This window comes from Pantoea sp. X-Soil-TKNS-1279 (genome assembly GCF_059730565.1).
This window is the reverse complement of the sequence record NZ_AP035948.1, coordinates 1,326,864-1,343,596: the sequence shown is the minus strand read 5'-3', so window position 1 is coordinate 1,343,596 and position 16,733 is coordinate 1,326,864. Positions and strand designations below refer to the sequence as shown.

The window sequence follows — 16,733 nt, the reverse complement described above, 5'->3', positions numbered from 1 at the left end:
CCGCTATGGTATGGCGCTATCAGTGAGCCGCTTCATCAGGTGGCCGCCGCCGGTTTCTATAATACATCAAGCATTAAGGAGTTAAGCTATGGCCGTAACTAAGCTGGTTCTGGTGCGCCACGGCGAAAGCCAGTGGAATCAGGAAAACCGCTTCACCGGATGGTACGATGTGGATCTGTCCGACAAGGGTCGCACCGAAGCCAAAGCAGCCGGTCAGCTGCTGAAGAAAGAAGGTTTCGTATTCGATTTTGCCTACACCTCCGTGCTGAAACGTGCCATCCACACCCTGTGGAATGTACTGGACGAGCTGGACCAGGCCTGGCTGCCGGTGGAAAAATGCTGGCGTCTGAACGAACGTCACTACGGTGCGTTGCAGGGTCTGGACAAAGCAGAAACCGCTGCCAAATATGGCGACGATCAGGTGAAACAGTGGCGTCGCGGCTTCGCGGTTACTCCGCCAGAACTGGATCGCAGCGATGAGCGTTTCCCGGGCCACGACCCGCGTTATGCATCACTGACTGATGCCCAGCTGCCGACCACCGAAAGCCTGGCGCTGACCATCGAACGCGTGATCCCTTACTGGAACGACAGCATTCTGCCGCGCATCAAAAGCGGTGAGAAAGTGATCATTGCGGCACACGGTAACTCGCTGCGTGCGCTGGTGAAATACCTCGACAACCTGAGCGAAGACGAAATCCTCGAACTGAACATCCCAACCGGCGTGCCGCTGGTGTATGAGTTCGACGAGAACTTCAAACCGCTGAAACGTTACTATCTGGGCGATGCCGACGAGATCGCTGCGAAAGCAGCCGCCGTGGCAAACCAGGGTAAAGCGAAATAAGTTTCGCTTGAAACGTAAAAAGGCCAGACGCAACTCTGGCTTTTTTTTTGTAGTAGGTAGTAGCGCGTTGACAGCGGGAAGGTTCCGGCTGACAGCAGCGGTTTGGCTCTGAGCGGGTTCCGCCCGCCAGGCTTTGGGCAGTTTCAGCACTGCCGTGCTGTGCCCTCGCTTATCACTCGGCGCTGCGGATGCCACCCACCCCACCGCCTTTGAGTTTTGTGCTCTCTTAATTGCGCGATAAATCGCGCCGCTAAAAATGACCGCACGTAACGTAGCGGCGCGATTTATCGCGCAGACAGCAATGATGATATTACAGCGAAGCACAAGTCATGCAGCGATGGGTGGGCGCCATCCGTACTCGCTGGACGAGGGAACGCTGCCAGGATGAGCCGAATGGAAGCGGCGAAAGGTGGCGTTGAGCAGGAGCGAATCGACGCCGGTCCGTCGGCAGCGTGAGGGAGTGAAGGTACCGTGAAGCGGCGAGGCAGGCTGGCGCAGGGCCGGGGAATGCAAAGGGGACGGCCAGGTCCCCTTTGCTCGGTCGCCGCACCGGCGAAATGTATCTGCCAGTGCATGTGGCGAACTAAATATGCTCAGTTCAAACCAAACATACTCAGCGTGGCTGAAATTAACCGCGGCGCTGTTTAACCGCCTGAGCCAACTGACGCAATACTTTGTCAGTATCTTCCCAGCCAATACAGGCATCGGTCACGCTTTTGCCGTATACCAGTGGCTCACCGCTGTCGAGGCTCTGGTTACCTTCCACCAGGTTACTCTCCAGCATCACACCGGTAATACCTCGCTCACCGCCGGCAATCTGCTGCGCAACATCTTCCGCCACCACCATCTGGCGCTGGAATTGTTTGCTGCTGTTGGCGTGGCTAAAGTCGATCATCACCTGCGGTGTCAGACCTGCTTTCTCCAGCCCGGTTTTCACCGCTGCCACATGATGGGCGCTGTAGTTCGGCTCTTTGCCACCACGCAGAATGATATGACAATCTTCGTTGCCGCTGGTTTCGACAATCGCTGAATGACCATACTTGGTGACCGACAGGAAGCAGTGCGGCGCGCTGGCAGCACCAATGGCGTCAATCGCCACTTTGATGGTGCCATCGGTGCCGTTTTTGAAACCTACCGGACAGGAAAGACCGGAAGACAGCTCACGGTGCACCTGTGATTCGGTGGTACGCGCACCAATCGCGCCCCAGCTCATCAGATCCGCCACGTATTGCGGGGTGATCATATCAAGGAACTCGCCTGCCGCAGGCAGACCGGTATCGTTGATATCCACCAGCAATTTACGCGCCAGACGCAGGCCGTCGTTGATCTGGAAGCTGCCATCCATATAAGGATCGTTGATCAGCCCTTTCCAACCCACGGTGGTACGAGGTTTCTCAAAGTAGACACGCATTACCACTTCCAGCTCGCCACTCAGCTCATCACGCAACTTCAGCAAACGTTCGGCATATTCTTTTGCCGCCGCAGTGTCATGAATCGAGCAAGGTCCAATAATCACCAGCAGGCGGTCATCTTCGCCATGCAGAATACGGTGAATCGCCTGGCGGGCTTTCGCGACGGTCTGTGCTGCGCTATCGGTCGCGGGGAATTTTTCAAACAACGCAACAGGAGGTAATAATTCTTTGATTTCTTTAATTCTTAAATCGTCGTTCTGGTAATTCATACTTAATCCATTCAATTTCTGGCCCGGCGCGCGCCGGACGCAACCCGTCCACTGTAGCCCGTCAGACTAGCGCTGTAAATTACCCCCGTGGGGAAAGGGCATAAGTAAAATTTGCATTTATGTGGTTTTAAACTAGACTTTTAATAGTAAGCACCATGTATTGAATAAACTTCATTAGTTAAATTCACACATCACATCTTCGATGGAATTATATTCCGTCGGGGTGCTTTGTTTTCGTCAAACTGCACCATCGGGTTTAAGACGGCAACTGTCATTTATTAAAGGAGCATAATGATGAATAAGTTTGCAATTATCTTTCTCACGGCAGCAATGACACTGAGTAGCGGAGCAGCGATGGCGGCTTCGGATAATAATGGGACGACTAATCAGGCTGCGGATGCCGGTGCGGCGGCTGGTGGCGCGAAACAGAATCTGCCACCGAATAAAGTTGATAACAGCAAAATCAACAACACTGATGTGAATAGCGCGGCAACGTCGGGTAGCACTGACAGCAGTAATATGTCTGCCAGCGAAATTCATAAAAATAGCCAGTGTAAAGAAGGGAAATGTCCGGACATGAACAAAAAAGTCCAGACGCAAAAAGGCAGCGGTGAGGTTAATACCAAAACCGACGGTACCAGCCAGTAAGCCTGTCCAATCAGGTCGTCATCTTTAGGGTGACGACCTGTCCATTAACAGACTCGGCCCTTCAACGCGGCAAGCTGGCGATCCAGGGTGAATACTTGCCAGTCAACCTGCTGCGAACTCAGGGTGAATATCGCGGTGGCGAGGGTGTTTTCGTCATCCGGGTCCTGCGGTGATAAACGGTAGATCGGTAGCTCAGAATCATGCTGGTCCGACAAAATCGCTTTTGCCGCATCCTCGTCCAGTTCCGACTGACTGGCCTGCCAGCCTTTTAATCTTGCCTGGCGTGAAGCTGAACTGGCGGTGATAACCTGCTGAACATCGTCCATCACCGGGTGAATAAGGTGATTGGCATGGCCCATCACATTTGTTACCTGCACTACGGAACAGCCCGAACCGGTGGCCTCCACACTGAATACACGACCGTCGCCCATCTGTCCCAGGGTATGGTGAAACGCCCCGGCACGCGTATGCGTGGTCAATTGCAGAACCGCCTCGTCCAACGTGGCAGCATTTAACGCCGCGCGGGCCAGCACCTGACGCGGTAAACCCGCCGGGCGGTGCAGCGCACGGATATTATTCACCGTGTTGACGATGCCCTTCTCGTTAACTGCAAAGGTATGACCGGGAATCGAGCCGGGATAAGCAAAGCTGGTGAACCCCAGCCCGTCATCCGGCGTGATGCTGACCAGCGCGCAATCCTCGCGCAGCTGCGGGAAACCATCCTCGTTATGGGCGATGATAATCTCACCGGTCATGCGACTACCCACCACGGTAGTACAACCGTCCGAAGTGGAACGCACCAGATCGCCACGACAGTTCCAGGCGAGGACCTCGTCAACCGGGACACCCAGCCCCTGCGCCATACCTTCCAGCTCCTGCCAAATCAGCGGATACTGCGCGATCACCGCAGCGCGCATCGCCTGGAGTTGTGCCGATCCCTGCATGGCGATCACCGTTTGCCACAGCCGGGTTTGCGTCAGCTTCTGATGCCAGGCATCACGGCCAAACTCACCTAATTGCTTACCGACGGCAAATGCGGATCCAATGATTGCGATTTTTTTCATGGTGTTATCATTCACTTATATTCAGGAAACGTGCTGCAAAAACTCTTTCAGACGCGGATTGCTGCTGGCGTTGAGCAGAATATCAGGCGGGCCATCTTCCGCAATGGTGCCACCATCAATAAAGATTAGTCGCGATGCTACATCACGCGCAAAACCGATCTCATGGGTGACGATCACCATTGTCATGCCTTCATCCGCCAGCGAGCGCATCACCTTTAACACCTCATGGCGCAGCTCCGGGTCCAGAGCTGACGTCGGTTCGTCAAACAGCATCATTTTCGGCTTCACCGCCAGCGCACGGGCAATCGCGACACGCTGCTGCTGGCCGCCGGACAACTCGGAGGGATAATGATTGGCACGTTCACGCAGCCCGACGCGATCCAGTAGCGCCAGCGCCTGTTCGCGTGCCGCCGCTTTACTCTGCTTACGTACGCGAATCGGACCAAACATCACGTTCTCCAGCGCGGTCAGATGCGGAAACAGGTGAAACTGCTGGAACACCATCCCTGCTTCGCGGCGGATATCACACTCATTGGCGTGGGGATCGGTGATGTGCATGCCTGCCACCAGCAGGGTGCCGGAAGAAATCTCTTCCAGCTTGTTAATACAACGCAGCAGCGTTGATTTGCCCGATCCCGATGGACCGATGATCACCACCACTTCCCCGGCTTCAATTTTTAAATTGATATCGTGCAGCACCTGAGTCGCACCAAAATGCTTGGAGACCGCATTAAATTCAACCATGCTCATAAAATATGGATCCTTTTCTCCAGTTGCTTCAGCAGAAAACTCAGGCACAACGTCACCAGCAGATAAATCAGCGCGACCGCGGTCCAGACTTCCAGTGCGCGGAAGTTGCCCGCAATAATTTCCTGGCCCTGACGCGTTAATTCAGCCACGCCAATGACAATAAATAATGAGGTGTCTTTAATGCTGATAATCCATTGATTCCCCAGCGCCGGAATCATACGACGTAACGCCAGCGGCATGATCACGTACCATAGCGTACGGCGCTGGGAGAGTCCCATCGCCAGACTGGACTCTTTAAAACCTTTATTAATGGATAAGATAGCGCCACGGGTAATTTCCGCAATATAGGCACCAGAGTTAATAATAATGGTGACAATCGCGGCACTCACCGGATCGATACGAATCGGTAACACCATCGGCAATGCGAAGTAAATAAACATCACCTGCACCATAATAGGTGTACCACGGATCAGCTCAACGAAAATTAATGATATCGTTTTCGTGATTCGGCCACCCAGGGCACGGCAGGTTCCCGCCAGCAGGCCAATCACAAACCCACCGAGCAATCCCGTCAGGGAAATAATCAACGTCAATTGTAATCCCTGTAATAACAGCGGCAGGGATTCCCATATATATTTGGTTTCGAAATTCATAGCATGACCAATTCAGCTGAACTCAGGCCGGTTTTCACCGGCCTGACAGGATTATTTAGGTTGTTTATCAAACCACTTTACGTAGATTTTGTTGTAGGTGCCGTCGGCGCGTAATGCTTTCAGCGCCGCATTAACTTTTGGCGTCCAACTGCTGTTTTTCTGCATTGCGAAACCGTACTGCTGCGGCAGAATGCTGTCGGTTTCTCCGGTAGATTTCACTTTGCCATCACCGGCAGTTTTCACGTAATAGAGTACGTTCGGTGAATCGTGCACCACGGCATCCAGGTTACCGGCCTGCAAATCAAGGTAGGCGTTGTCGATATTCGGGAACTCAACGTAATCCGCTTTATATTTGGCTTTCATAAAGCTGGCCGCCGCAGTGCCCTGTTTCAGGCCCACTTTTTTACCCGACAAATCGCTGAATTTGGTGATGGCGTTATCACTGCTTTTAACCGCCATTAATAAATCGGCGTCATAATAACCATCGCTAAAATCCACCACCTGTTTGCGAGCATCGGTGATGGTAATCCCGGCCATTGCCACATCCAGATTGCGTGATTGCAAGCCCGGAATTAAACCACCGAAGTCCATTGGACGTAATTCATAGCTGATATGCATTTTCTGTGCAATGGCATCCCATAAATCGATATCAAAACCGACATATTTATCGCCTTGTTTAAATTCAAACGGAACAAAAGCGGTATCCACACCCACCACCAATTTATCCTGGGCCGTAGCAACAAAACTGGCCGAACAGGCAACGAGTGCCAGCGTGACTTTTAATTTTGAAAAAAATGCAGACATAATAACCCTCAGCGTCAGTGAAACAGCAGGCAGTAGCATTCGCGCAGCACAATAAATATTGGCTACCATTATTCATCAATGTTATTCAGCACGGGGAATAAGGGCGCGATGCCTGCCCTTATTTTCGAGTGAACCACTTATGCGGGGATAATAAAATCCCTGGCGTCGGGTACTGGCGTCTGTGCGCCATTCATTATCATGGAAAGAAAACTGTAATAACCGTTGATACCGATCAGGTCGACCACACCTTTCTCACCCCACAGGGCGATGGCCTGTTGCCAGGTGTCATCATTCACTTTTTTCTGTTGATGCAGCTGCTGGCAGAAGTGATACAGCACCCACTCATCATCCTGTAAATCTTCAGGCAAGCGTTGCTCGTTAATCGCCTGCACCGCGTGGGCGGAGATCCCCTTCTCCCGTGCGATAGGGGCGTGAATCGCCCACTCAACCGGCTGTGACCAGTGGCGCGCCGTAAGCAGAATCGCCAGCTCCGACAGGCGCTGACCCAGCGCACTGCGATAACGCAGATATTCACCCATACGTTGTGCATGCGCCATCAACTCCGGACTGCGTAACAGCGGTTCAAACGGTGGCAGCAAGGCACCGCGCGGTCCGTTGATGATCTCTTCAGCCAACTGACGCTGTTCTTCGCTCCATTGCTGTTCAGCCAGCGGCGGTAAACGATTCATAATTAACGCCCCGCCAGCTTGCGCGTTTCTTCGCTAATTACCTGATGCAGCGTATCCACCACAAAATCCAGTTGTGGGCGGGTGACGATGAACGGTGGTGCGATCAGGATATGATCGCCATATTGACCGTCGAGGGTGCCGCCCATCGGATACACCATTAAACCACGCGCCATACATTGCGCTTTGATTGCCACATGCAGCTTCAGTGCCGGATCGAACGGGGTCTTGCTGGCTTTATCCTGCACCAGTTCCACGCCCGCGAACAAACCGCGCCCGCGCGTGTCTCCGACATGCGGCAACTCACCTAACACCTCACGCAACACCTGTTGCAGATATGCCCCCTGCTGCTGTACCTGTGCCAGCAGGTTGTCGCGCTCAATAACTTGCTGTACCGCCAATGCCGCTGCGGCCGCCGTGGCGTGACAGATGTAAGTATGACCATGCTGGAACAAGCCACTGCCCGCCTGTAATGCCGCGACAATTTTTTCGCTCGCCAGCACCGCACCAATCGGCTGATAACCGCCACCTAAGCCTTTGGCGATGGTGACAATATCCGGTACCACGCCGTCCTGCTCAAAAGCGTGCAAGGTGCCGGTACGTCCCATGCCGCACATCACTTCGTCGGCGATATACAGGATGCCGTACTTGTCGCATAAACGGCGCACACCCTGAAAATAGCCGGGGGTTGGCGGCGTGGCACCGGTAGTCGCACCGACCACCGTTTCCGCGCAGAAACCGATGATTTTCTCCGGCCCGGTGGTCAGAATCGCCTCTTCCAGTTCATTCAACAGACGCTGGGTATACTGCTGCTGGCTTTCATCGTCACGACGATCGCGATACTCATTGCATGCCGACACGCGAACCACATCCATTAACAAAGGGGCAAACTGACGGCGACGCCACTCATTGCCCCCTACCGCTAACGCTCCAAGGGTATTACCGTGATAACTCTGCTTGCGGGCAATAAAGGTGGTGCGCTCAGGCTGACCAATCTCAACAAAATACTGACGTGCCAGTTTTAGCGCCGTCTCAACCGCTTCGGAGCCGCCAGAAACGAAGTAGGCATAGTTCAGATCGCCAGGGGCAGTGCGGGTTAATTGCGCAGCCAACTGTTCAACAGTTTCACTGGTGAAAAAGCTGGTGTGCGCATAAGCCAGTTTATCAATCTGGCGGTGCATGGCGGCCAGCACCTCGGGATGACCATGCCCCAGGCAGGAAACTGCCGCGCCCCCGCAGGCATCGAGAAAACGCTGACCATGAATATCGGTGATGTAAGCCCCCTGCGCGCTCACCGCCACGGCTGGCGTGGTACGAAGGCTGCGGTGAATGATCTGACTCATGCTTTGTTCCTGTTCCTGAAAACGCTTGTGCTCGATATTGATTGCATCTTGCATGATCCATTTGAATCACGTCAATGCAAATATGATACAAATGCATTTCATTTTCTTATGACAGGAACAAATGGATCAGCCGTCAGGATTTGCCAGGGATAACGTAGGCTCCCGAATCAATCAGATAACGTTCCGCGCTCTCAATCTTGCTGACCGCTTCGCGTCCATGACGCGCCACCAGCATCGCCAGCAGGCATTCCGCTAACCCCATACCCGACACCACCGAAGGGAAGAAGGAAGGACTGTCGATAGAGAACAACAGGGTACAATCTGCCGCCTGTGCCAGTGGGGAAACCGGGGAATCGGTAATGGCGATGATACGCGCACCGGCCTCAGTTGCCGCGTGCAGGACATCCAGCGATTCGCGTGAATAAGGCGCGAAGCTGGTCAACAGCACACAATCTTTGCCACTTAACTCGCGGGTAAAGACTTCGATGTTACTCGCCAGACCATCAATCAATGACACCTGACGGTTAAACAGCCGGTAGACATAAAACAGCGACCAGGCGATGGGGAAGCTGGCACGAAAACCGCAGATATAGACGTTTTCCGCCTCATCCAGCAAGGTGACTGCCTGCTGCATTGCCTGTTGGTTTTCTGTCTGGGTAAAGGCCAGATTGGCCTGATGCGCCAGAAAAACCTCTTCATACAGCGCTGGCTGGGTGCCTTTCGCAATCAGTTTTTCCGCTTTGGATACATATGTATCATTGCGCAAACCCAGATCATCAATCATGGCGCTTTTCAGTTCACCCCAGCCTTGATAACCAAGACGCTGCGCCAGCCGCAGCAATGTGGCAGGTTTGACGCCGCCTTCAGCGGCAAAAGCGCGCATCGACAACACCACCAGTTTGTTGGCATGTTGCAGGGAAAATTCGGCGGCACGCTGTAACTCTGGCGAGAGTGAACTGAACTGACTGACAATATTTTCCCGTAGATTCATCGCGTTTCGTCATCATAAAAAGGGTAACGGCACGATGTTAACACTCATATGCCGGGGAGATAATGAATATTCCCCTGCTTTTCCGTTATGCTAAAACAACGAAAACGACAGGACAGGATTATGGCTGCGCTGCTGCTTATTGATGATCACCCGTTAGTTGAAGTCGCGCTGAGTGCTGCCTGCGTCAACTCCCCGATTCCGTTGCAGCTGTACGCCGCCGGTGACGAAGCCCTGGCGCGCCAATTGCTGCAACAACATGCTATCGACCTGGTTATTCTTGATATTGGCTTACCGGACAGCGACGGGCTGGAACTGTTGCGTCGTCTGCGCATACATCATCCCGACTGTCCGGTACTGATCTATTCAGCGGAGCAGAGTCGTCATACCCTGCTGCGCGCCGCCTCGCTGGGTGCTGCTGGTTATGTGGTGAAAAGCCAGAGCATGGCGCAGTTGCTGAGTGCAATTCTCGCGGTGCTGGGCGGGCAACAGGCGTTTCCAGCCTTGCCAGAACGCATCGATTTACCACTGACCGAAAAAGAGCAGCAGATTGTTGCCCTGCTGGCTCGCGGCCTGTCGAATTTGCAGATTGCTGAACAACTGCATATCAGCAACAAAACCGTCAGCACGCATAAGAAGAACATCCTCGAGAAAACCGGGGTGCATTCGGTGGTTGAACTGGCTGAACTGTGGAAAGCACATCAGTGAGACGTCTGCTTTTGTTGCTGGTCTGGCTTTTCAGCATCGTGGCGCAGGCCGATTTACAACCCGCCAGCAGCGTGATGCTGCCGTCAATGATGCCTGCGCCACACAGCACGCCGTGGTCGTCCTCTCCCCTGCGCGTGGCGCTCCCCGCGCAAAATAGCGCGCCCTGGGTGATGCGCATCGGCGATCAGATTTGGGGTGTCGACGCTGACTATCTGAGCGCACTCAGCCAGCTCACCGGCAGCCACTTCGTGTTGCAAACCTATGCCGATCGTGACCAGCAACTGGCCGCGCTGGCGCGCGGTGAGGTTGATTTGGTGCTAAGTACCAACCACGCTTCCTTATCACCCGACATTCGCCTCAGCGATAGCTGGTACACCAGCCCGGTGCGTATCTACCGCAACCGCGAAAATCAACGCGCCGTGATGTTCAATAGCCACAATGCACAACTCACCGTGGCCCAATCCACGCTGGCGCAGCTGCCGGAAAATTTTGTGCGTGCGCATCGCTGGTATGCGTTACCGGGGGATCTTCAGGCGCTGTATGCGCTGCTCAACCAGCAAAGCGACTACCTGGTGGCTGACCAAACCAGCGCCGGATTTCTGCTCAGTCAGTTGCAGCAGGGGCAGATCTACCAAATCACCGCTGACCCGGGTGCCGGAGATCTCACCCTGCGAGCGATGGCTCGCGATCCGGCCCTGATCCAGTGGCTTAATCAGCAACTGCGTCTGCTGCCTGCCGAATTCAGCAACCGGGTTCAGCAGCGCTGGAGTCCCCCACTGCTGCGTTATCAGGATACGCAGACGCTGATGCTTTCTGCGACGGAGCAGCAGTGGCTGACGCAACATCAGCAAATCCCCTATGCCGCTGAGGCTGATAACGCCCCCTGGAGCTATCGTGATGCCAATGGCAACCCACGGGGTTTTGCTATTGATTTACTCAACGCACTCAGCCAGAGCACCGGCCTGCATTTCACCCCGCACTGGGTGGCGAATCCACAACAGGCGACCACCTTGCTCCAGCAGCAACAGGTGATGCTCAGCGTTCTGCCTGCGCTGGACGGCACCACCACGCTGCCGGTATGGCGTGCCATCTGGGGCATTTACACCCTGTCGACGCGCCAGCCCATGAACTGGCAGGCGCTTCAGGGACAACGCGTAGGTATCTTGCGCGACGACCTGGCACAACGCATGCTGCCCGGTGGAATTAACGTCCAGGTTTTTGACGATCGTGCCCAGTTGTGGCAGGCGTTGAATAACAACCAAATCGATGCGCTGGTGGATAATGTGCTGTCGGCACGTTGGCGCATCGCCAGCCATTATGGTGAGCGCATCCATCTGGCGTTTGCCGCCAGTGATATTGCCTGGCCACTGGCCCCGCAAATCAGCGATCAACAACCGGTGTTGCGAGCCTTGCTGGATCGGGCGCTACAGCAAATCCCACCGGAAACCCTCAACCAGATGCGCGATAACTGGTCGGTGCCGCCACAGCCCGGCACCAGCATGGCGATGCGTAATGTGCCGCTACTGGTGTTGATTGCCGCGGGTATCGCGATTCTGGTGCTGTTGGTGCTGCTGATACGCCGCTACCTGCAACAACGGCGCGAACGTCTGCAACGCGAGCAGGCCGAGCGGGCCAATGCCGCGAAAAGTCAGTTTCTTGCCACCGCCAGCCATGAGCTTCGTACACCAATGCAGGCGATTCTGGGCCTGCTGGAGCTGGAACAACAGCAACATCCCAGCGCCCGGCTGGAGCTGATGCACAGCAGTGCACGCTCGCTGATGGCATTGCTGAATGATTTGCAGGATCACGCGCGCATCGAGAGCCACAGTTTTCGCCTGGCACCGCGCCCGTTGAATTTGTCGCACTGGCTGCAACAGCAGCAGCAGTTCTATCATCCGTTAATGCGGGATGCCGGCCCGCAGCTGGTGGTGGAGGCGTTAACTCGTCTGCCCGGCACGGTACTGCTGGACGGCGACCGCCTGCAACAGGTGGTGAATAATCTGGTGGCGAACGCGCTGAAGTTTACCCGTCAGGGTGATATCCGCCTGACGCTGGCGGTCAATGACGCCATCGTGTTGGTGGTGACGGATAGCGGCAGCGGCATCCCGCAAGAGGAGCAGGCGCAGTTATTTGAACCCTGGTATCAGGCACCGTCCGGTAAAGCCCTGGCCGTGCAGGGCAGCGGTCTTGGCTTGTTTATCTGCCGGGAGATTGTGCAGCGCATGGGCGGTAGCCTGACGTTAACGTCAGCACCGGGGACGGGCACCCGCGTTGAGGTCACGCTGCCGCTCACCCTTGTCGACAGTCAGACGGAAAGCGATTCTGCCGCCTGGCCGCACTATCCGCAGCTACGCGTGGCGATTGTCGACGACCATCCCACCAATTTGCTGGTGATGCAGCAGCAACTGGCGCTTTTTGCCATTCATGCCGAGGTGTTTGATGAGGGGCGCGCATTGCTGCGCGCGGATGCCCGTCAGCCCTTTGACCTGCTGTTTATTGACCAGATGATGCCGCGCCCCAACGGCCTCACGCTGTTGCGGATCCTGCGTCGCCGCCAGCGACAACGTGGCGATAATGCGTTGCGGGTGATCTGTTCCGCAGATGCGCAGCTGGTCAAGCTGCCGCTCCAACCCAACGAAGCGCTGCTGGTAAAACCGATCACGCTGAATGATGTTGCCCCCCTGTTGGCGCGCGCCAGCCAGGACCCGCTGATGCCGCTATCCGACAGCCTGCATGTCCTTGCGCAGCACAACGCCAGCATGATTCCGCGCATTTGTCAGACGTTGCAACGCACGATGCTACAGGACCGCGACACCCTGCTGACCGCCAGCACCGCGCAGGATTGGCCAGCACTGGCGCGCGCCGCACATCGGATGAAAGGCAGCTGGCTGTTGCTGGGGATGGACGAGGTTGCGTCCCATTGTCAGCAACTGGCAGAAGCCGCCAAACAGCAACGGCTGGAACCAGAGCAACTCAATTTACTGATATCATTAACGAACAGGTTACTGAAAAAACTGGAAAGTTATGGCACACACCCATTCTCACAACACGCCTGACGGCAACCATACCCGCCTCGCGGCGGCCTTTGGCATTACCGCCTTGTTTATGTTGGTCGAAGCGATTGGCGGTTGGATCTCCGGTTCGCTGGCCCTGCTGGCGGATGCCGGTCATATGCTTACCGATACCGCCGCCCTGTTGATGGCGCTGCTGGCTGTGCAATTTTCCCGACGCAAACCGAATGCGCGTCATACCTTTGGCTTGTTGCGCCTCACCACGCTGGCAGCCTTTGTCAACGCGATTGCCTTGCTGGTGATTACCGTGATGATTGTCTGGGAGGCGTTACGGCGCTTTTATCAACCGCAGCCGGTCGCCGGTGGCCTGATGCTGACCATTGGCGTGGCCGGTTTGCTGGCGAATTTGCTCTCCTTCTGGCTGCTGCATCATGGCAGCGAAGAGAAGAACCTTAACGTGCGTGCAGCCGCTCTGCATGTGCTGGGGGATTTGCTGGGATCGGTTGGTGCTATTGTCGCGGCGGTGATCATTATGTTCACCGGCTGGACGCCGATCGATCCGATTCTGTCGCTGCTGGTGTCGCTGCTGGTGGTACGCAGCGCATGGTCGTTGCTGCGTGAAAGTTTGCACGAACTGCTGGAGGGCGCGCCCGGTCATATCAATGTTGATAAGCTCAAACGCGAACTGACTCTGAATATCGCTGAAGTGCGCAATGTCCATCATGTGCATTTATGGCAAGTGGGCGAGAAACCGGTGCTGACGCTGCATGTACAGGTGATCCCGCCTTATGACCACGACGCGCTGCTGGTGCGCATTCATCGCTACCTGCACCAGCATTATCAGATCGCTCACGCCACGGTGCAGATGGAGTACCAGCCCTGTAGCGGGCCGGATTGTGAATTGTGCTTCGACTCAGGGAGTATGCAGCATGACCCGCATCATCATGCCGGTCATGTGCACCAACATCATTAAGAGGAGAGCGCATGCGAGCCATGTTCGCGTGCGCTTTTGATCCACAAACGGGAACCGTTCAGCGCGATCAGCGTCAGGATGGCGTACTCCAGCGACATGGCATAGACGCCCTGGCGGGCAAAAATCATCACGCTGATGACATTGATCACCACCCACAGCAGCCAATTTTCCACGTATTTACGCGTCATCAGAATCATCGCCACAATCGACAACACCATCATGCTGGAATCCCAGAACGGGAAGGCATCCGGTTGTAATTGCGGCATCACCACCTGCAATCCCAGCCCCTGCATGATGCCTACCGCGCTGCGGGTCAGGAAGGCAAACACCGGGTCAATCCAGAAGGTCATCAGCGCGATGGCAATGACGCATACGGCCCCCCAACCCAGCGCTTTTGGCAGCGGCAGCCAGCGAATTTTCAGCTCCGCTTCCTGCGCTTCATTTTGCCGACTCCAGGCATACCAGCCATAGACATTGGCGACAAAGAAAAACAGTTGCAGCAGCAAACTGGCGTAGAGCTGGATCTGGAAGAAGATCACCGCAAACAGGGTAACGTTGATCAGGCCGAAGAAATAATTGATGATTTTTTCCAGACTGGCCAGCCAGATACACAGCAGGCCAGCCACGGTGCCAACCGCTTCGATCCAGGAAAGATCGTAGCCGCCGACGCCGAGAGGAATATGAACCAGAATGTTTTGCGTGCTAAAGAAATCCATAACGGGCACCTGTCTGAAAGGTGCAGCGCGTCAGGCGTTCCCTTTCACCTTGAGTTTGAGTTCCGCTGCAAAGGATAGCATGCGGTTGAGTGGCAGCAACGCCGCTTCGCGTAATCCATCATCGACATGGATTTCGTGCTCACTGCCGCCCTGTGCTAACCCTTCGGCAATCGCTTTCAACCCGTTCATTGCCATCCACGGGCAATGCGCACAGCTGCGACAGGTGGCCCCTTCTCCGGCAGTCGGTGCTTCCAGCAGCTCCTTTTCCGGTACCGCCTGCTGCATTTTGTAGAAGATGCCGCGGTCAGTGGCGACAATCATCTGCGGATGTGGCAGGCTTTTCGCCGCCTGAATCAGCTGGCTGGTAGAACCGACGGCATCGGCCAGATCGACAATCGCCTGAGGGGATTCCGGGTGGACCAGCACTGCGGCATCAGGATAGAGCGCCTTCATACGTTGCAGCGCCTGGGTTTTGAATTCATCGTGTACGATGCAGGCCCCCTGCCAGCACAGCACATCCGCGCCGGTTTTCTGCGTAACGTAGCGCCCCAGATGACGATCCGGTGCCCAGATGATTTTCTCACCGAGGCTGTCGAGATGTTCAATCAGTTCAACCGCGATGCTGGAGGTCACAACCCAATCGGCGCGGGCTTTAACCGCTGCCGAGGTGTTGGCATACACCACCACGGTACGATCCGGGTGCGCATCGCAAAAGCGGTTGAACTCCTCAATCGGACAGCCCAGATCGAGCGAGCATTCCGCCTGCAAGGTAGGCATCAGCACGGTTTTTTCCGGGCTGAGAATTTTCGCGGTTTCGCCCATAAAACGCACCCCTGCCACCAGTAGAGTGGAGGCCGGATGAGTGCTACCAAAACGCGCCATTTCCAGCGAATCCGCTACGCAGCCACCGGTGGCTTCCGCCAGAGCCTGAATTTCTGGATCGGTGTAATAATGCGCCACCATCACCGCATCGCGTTCTTTTAGTAACCGTTTGATTTCTTCGATATAAAACGATTTTTCATCCTGGCTGAGACGCGCCGGTTTCGGCGGGAAGGGGTAGATCGCGCTTTCAGGATCGAACATCAGGCTCATGACACGGCTCTCGGTTTTCTTAATTTAACAAAATCGCCTTGCATGGCGATTAAGATGGCACAAAATCCGCCATCGTGTTTTATATGCTAAACAAGATAGCGGATCTCACCGAGCGTGTCGTGTTTTTTTTACCCAAAGCAGAGTGGCTGTGACGCGGTTAGCGTTTTGGCATCCCTTCCAGTTCCAGCAGGAAGGCTTTGACCGGCAAGCCACCGGCAAATCCGGTCAGTTTGCCATTGCTGCCAATAACCCGATGGCAAGGTGCCACAATCGACAGTGGATTCTTACCGTTGGCCGCACCGACGGCCCGCACCGCTTTAGGATTACCAATTTGCTCGGCGATCTGGCGATAGCTGCGGGTTTCACCAAAGGGAATGGTGATCAACGCCTGCCAGACTTTTTTCTGAAACTCAGTGCCGACGGTGTCATAGGGCAGGTCAAACTGCTGACGCTGCCCGGCAAAGTATTCGCCTAGCTGGCGTTCGGTTTCACATAAGATCGGATGCTGGTCGTCACGGCTGATCGGCTTGAGCGGCACGCGTTGTGACCCTTCGTTCTCCCACAAAATCGCCGATAGTCCTTTATTGCTGGCAATTAAGGTGAGATCGCCCACAGGGGTAGCGATAATTTTTGCATGATACATAGTGCGCCTCCGGCTTGATATCTGTGGTGCATTATCGCACTTTTGCTGCCATAAACTGGCTGTTTTCGGTCATGCAGATAAACTGGTTAGCTGTCCGAAAGCAGCGAGTTTTCGTCGCCAGGCTGCGCGAGG

Annotated in this window: 16 protein-coding genes; 5 read left to right on the top strand and 11 right to left on the bottom strand. The window is 55.1% G+C overall.

Going from position 1 to position 16,733, the window contains the following annotated elements; translation table 11 throughout:
- Positions 1-88: 88 nt before the first annotated feature.
- Positions 89-841 (top strand): 2,3-diphosphoglycerate-dependent phosphoglycerate mutase, encoded by a 753-nt coding sequence (gpmA, locus tag AC6I8N_RS06240; protein WP_013508332.1) that lies wholly within the window; start codon positions 89-91, stop codon positions 839-841.
- Positions 842-1,469: 628 nt separating this feature from the next.
- Here gpmA and aroG read toward each other — a convergent pair.
- Positions 1,470-2,522 (bottom strand): 3-deoxy-7-phosphoheptulonate synthase AroG, encoded by a 1,053-nt coding sequence (gene aroG / locus AC6I8N_RS06235; protein ID WP_497830273.1) that lies wholly within the window; start codon positions 2,520-2,522, stop codon positions 1,470-1,472.
- A 291-nt stretch (positions 2,523-2,813) separates the two neighbouring features.
- On the opposite strand from aroG, the gene AC6I8N_RS06230 reads away from it, so the two are divergent.
- Entirely contained in the window at positions 2,814-3,170 is a 357-nt protein-coding gene (locus AC6I8N_RS06230; RefSeq protein WP_497830272.1) for a YbgS-like family protein, read from the top strand.
- Between the two features lie 44 nt (positions 3,171-3,214).
- On the opposite strand, the gene AC6I8N_RS06225 is transcribed toward AC6I8N_RS06230, so the two are convergent.
- From AC6I8N_RS06225 to AC6I8N_RS06195, 7 genes are all read right to left on the bottom strand, one after another.
- Positions 3,215-4,234: a C45 family autoproteolytic acyltransferase/hydrolase gene (locus AC6I8N_RS06225; protein ID WP_497830271.1), complete on the bottom strand. Its 1,020-nt coding sequence runs from the start codon at positions 4,232-4,234 to the stop codon at positions 3,215-3,217.
- Between the two features lie 21 nt (positions 4,235-4,255).
- Positions 4,256-4,978, bottom strand: coding sequence for a glutamine ABC transporter ATP-binding protein GlnQ (gene glnQ / locus AC6I8N_RS06220; protein WP_036624772.1), 723 nt, complete (start codon positions 4,976-4,978; stop codon positions 4,256-4,258).
- 2 nt (positions 4,979-4,980) lie between these two features.
- Complete coding sequence (gene glnP / locus AC6I8N_RS06215; RefSeq protein WP_497830270.1) at positions 4,981-5,637, bottom strand: glutamine ABC transporter permease GlnP; 657 nt, start codon at positions 5,635-5,637, stop codon at positions 4,981-4,983.
- 51 nt (positions 5,638-5,688) lie between these two features.
- Positions 5,689-6,441 carry a glutamine ABC transporter substrate-binding protein GlnH gene (gene glnH, locus AC6I8N_RS06210; protein WP_497830269.1) on the bottom strand — a complete coding sequence of 251 codons (753 nt, stop codon included), beginning with the start codon at positions 6,439-6,441 and terminating at the stop codon, positions 5,689-5,691.
- 137 nt (positions 6,442-6,578) lie between these two features.
- Positions 6,579-7,130: a carboxymuconolactone decarboxylase family protein gene (locus tag AC6I8N_RS06205; protein WP_497830268.1), complete on the bottom strand. Its 552-nt coding sequence runs from the start codon at positions 7,128-7,130 to the stop codon at positions 6,579-6,581.
- A 2-nt stretch (positions 7,131-7,132) separates the two neighbouring features.
- The gene (locus AC6I8N_RS06200) at positions 7,133-8,470 is read right to left on the bottom strand and encodes an aspartate aminotransferase family protein (RefSeq protein ID WP_497830267.1); all 1,338 of its coding nucleotides are present in this window, start codon (positions 8,468-8,470) and stop codon (positions 7,133-7,135) included.
- A 133-nt stretch (positions 8,471-8,603) separates the two neighbouring features.
- Positions 8,604-9,461, bottom strand: coding sequence for a MurR/RpiR family transcriptional regulator (locus AC6I8N_RS06195; RefSeq protein ID WP_208725031.1), 858 nt, complete (start codon positions 9,459-9,461; stop codon positions 8,604-8,606).
- 120 nt (positions 9,462-9,581) lie between these two features.
- Here AC6I8N_RS06195 and AC6I8N_RS06190 point away from each other — a divergent pair, with 120 nt between their 5' ends.
- Genes AC6I8N_RS06190 through zitB form a run of 3 tightly spaced genes read left to right on the top strand, consistent with a single transcriptional unit; the run spans position 9,582 to position 14,150 of the window.
- The gene (locus AC6I8N_RS06190; protein ID WP_497830266.1) at positions 9,582-10,166 is read left to right on the top strand and encodes a response regulator; all 585 of its coding nucleotides are present in this window, start codon (positions 9,582-9,584) and stop codon (positions 10,164-10,166) included.
- The gene (locus AC6I8N_RS06185; protein WP_497830265.1) at positions 10,163-13,222 is read left to right on the top strand and encodes an ATP-binding protein; all 3,060 of its coding nucleotides are present in this window, start codon (positions 10,163-10,165) and stop codon (positions 13,220-13,222) included. The genes AC6I8N_RS06190 and AC6I8N_RS06185 overlap by 4 nt, the downstream gene beginning before the upstream one ends.
- Positions 13,191-14,150, top strand: coding sequence for a CDF family zinc transporter ZitB (gene zitB / locus AC6I8N_RS06180; protein WP_415173820.1), 960 nt, complete (start codon positions 13,191-13,193; stop codon positions 14,148-14,150). Before AC6I8N_RS06185 ends, zitB begins: the two co-directional genes overlap by 32 nt.
- On the opposite strand, the gene pnuC is transcribed toward zitB, so the two are convergent.
- From pnuC to AC6I8N_RS06165, 3 genes are all read right to left on the bottom strand, one after another.
- Positions 14,147-14,866 (bottom strand): nicotinamide riboside transporter PnuC, encoded by a 720-nt coding sequence (gene pnuC, locus AC6I8N_RS06175; RefSeq protein ID WP_021182428.1) that lies wholly within the window; start codon positions 14,864-14,866, stop codon positions 14,147-14,149. The two genes, zitB and pnuC, sit on opposite strands and share 4 nt — an antisense overlap.
- A 30-nt stretch (positions 14,867-14,896) precedes the next feature.
- Positions 14,897-15,958 carry a quinolinate synthase NadA gene (gene nadA, locus AC6I8N_RS06170; RefSeq protein WP_415173821.1) on the bottom strand — a complete coding sequence of 354 codons (1,062 nt, stop codon included), beginning with the start codon at positions 15,956-15,958 and terminating at the stop codon, positions 14,897-14,899.
- Between the two features lie 157 nt (positions 15,959-16,115).
- Entirely contained in the window at positions 16,116-16,601 is a 486-nt protein-coding gene (locus AC6I8N_RS06165) for a methylated-DNA--[protein]-cysteine S-methyltransferase (protein ID WP_021182426.1), read from the bottom strand.
- Between the last annotated feature and the right edge of the window lie 132 nt (positions 16,602-16,733).

Excerpts from the sequence above, each read along its gene's own strand:
- AC6I8N_RS06205 (WP_497830268.1), bottom strand. The coding sequence starts at position 7,130 with ATGAATCGTTTACCGCCGCTGGCTGAACAGCAATGGAGCGAAGAACAG.
- zitB (WP_415173820.1), top strand. The coding sequence starts at position 13,191 with ATGGCACACACCCATTCTCACAACACGCCTGACGGCAACCATACCCGC.
- gpmA (WP_013508332.1), top strand. The coding sequence starts at position 89 with ATGGCCGTAACTAAGCTGGTTCTGGTGCGCCACGGCGAAAGCCAGTGG.
- AC6I8N_RS06165 (WP_021182426.1), bottom strand. The coding sequence starts at position 16,601 with ATGTATCATGCAAAAATTATCGCTACCCCTGTGGGCGATCTCACCTTA.
- glnQ (WP_036624772.1), bottom strand. The coding sequence starts at position 4,978 with ATGGTTGAATTTAATGCGGTCTCCAAGCATTTTGGTGCGACTCAGGTG.
- AC6I8N_RS06190 (WP_497830266.1), top strand. The coding sequence starts at position 9,582 with ATGGCTGCGCTGCTGCTTATTGATGATCACCCGTTAGTTGAAGTCGCG.
- AC6I8N_RS06230 (WP_497830272.1), top strand. The coding sequence starts at position 2,814 with ATGATGAATAAGTTTGCAATTATCTTTCTCACGGCAGCAATGACACTG.
- AC6I8N_RS06200 (WP_497830267.1), bottom strand. The coding sequence starts at position 8,470 with ATGAGTCAGATCATTCACCGCAGCCTTCGTACCACGCCAGCCGTGGCG.
- AC6I8N_RS06195 (WP_208725031.1), bottom strand. The coding sequence starts at position 9,461 with ATGAATCTACGGGAAAATATTGTCAGTCAGTTCAGTTCACTCTCGCCA.
- glnH (WP_497830269.1), bottom strand. The coding sequence starts at position 6,441 with ATGTCTGCATTTTTTTCAAAATTAAAAGTCACGCTGGCACTCGTTGCC.
- glnP (WP_497830270.1), bottom strand. The coding sequence starts at position 5,637 with ATGAATTTCGAAACCAAATATATATGGGAATCCCTGCCGCTGTTATTA.
- aroG (WP_497830273.1), bottom strand. The coding sequence starts at position 2,522 with ATGAATTACCAGAACGACGATTTAAGAATTAAAGAAATCAAAGAATTA.
- nadA (WP_415173821.1), bottom strand. The coding sequence starts at position 15,958 with ATGAGCCTGATGTTCGATCCTGAAAGCGCGATCTACCCCTTCCCGCCG.
- pnuC (WP_021182428.1), bottom strand. The coding sequence starts at position 14,866 with ATGGATTTCTTTAGCACGCAAAACATTCTGGTTCATATTCCTCTCGGC.
- AC6I8N_RS06225 (WP_497830271.1), bottom strand. The coding sequence starts at position 4,234 with ATGAAAAAAATCGCAATCATTGGATCCGCATTTGCCGTCGGTAAGCAA.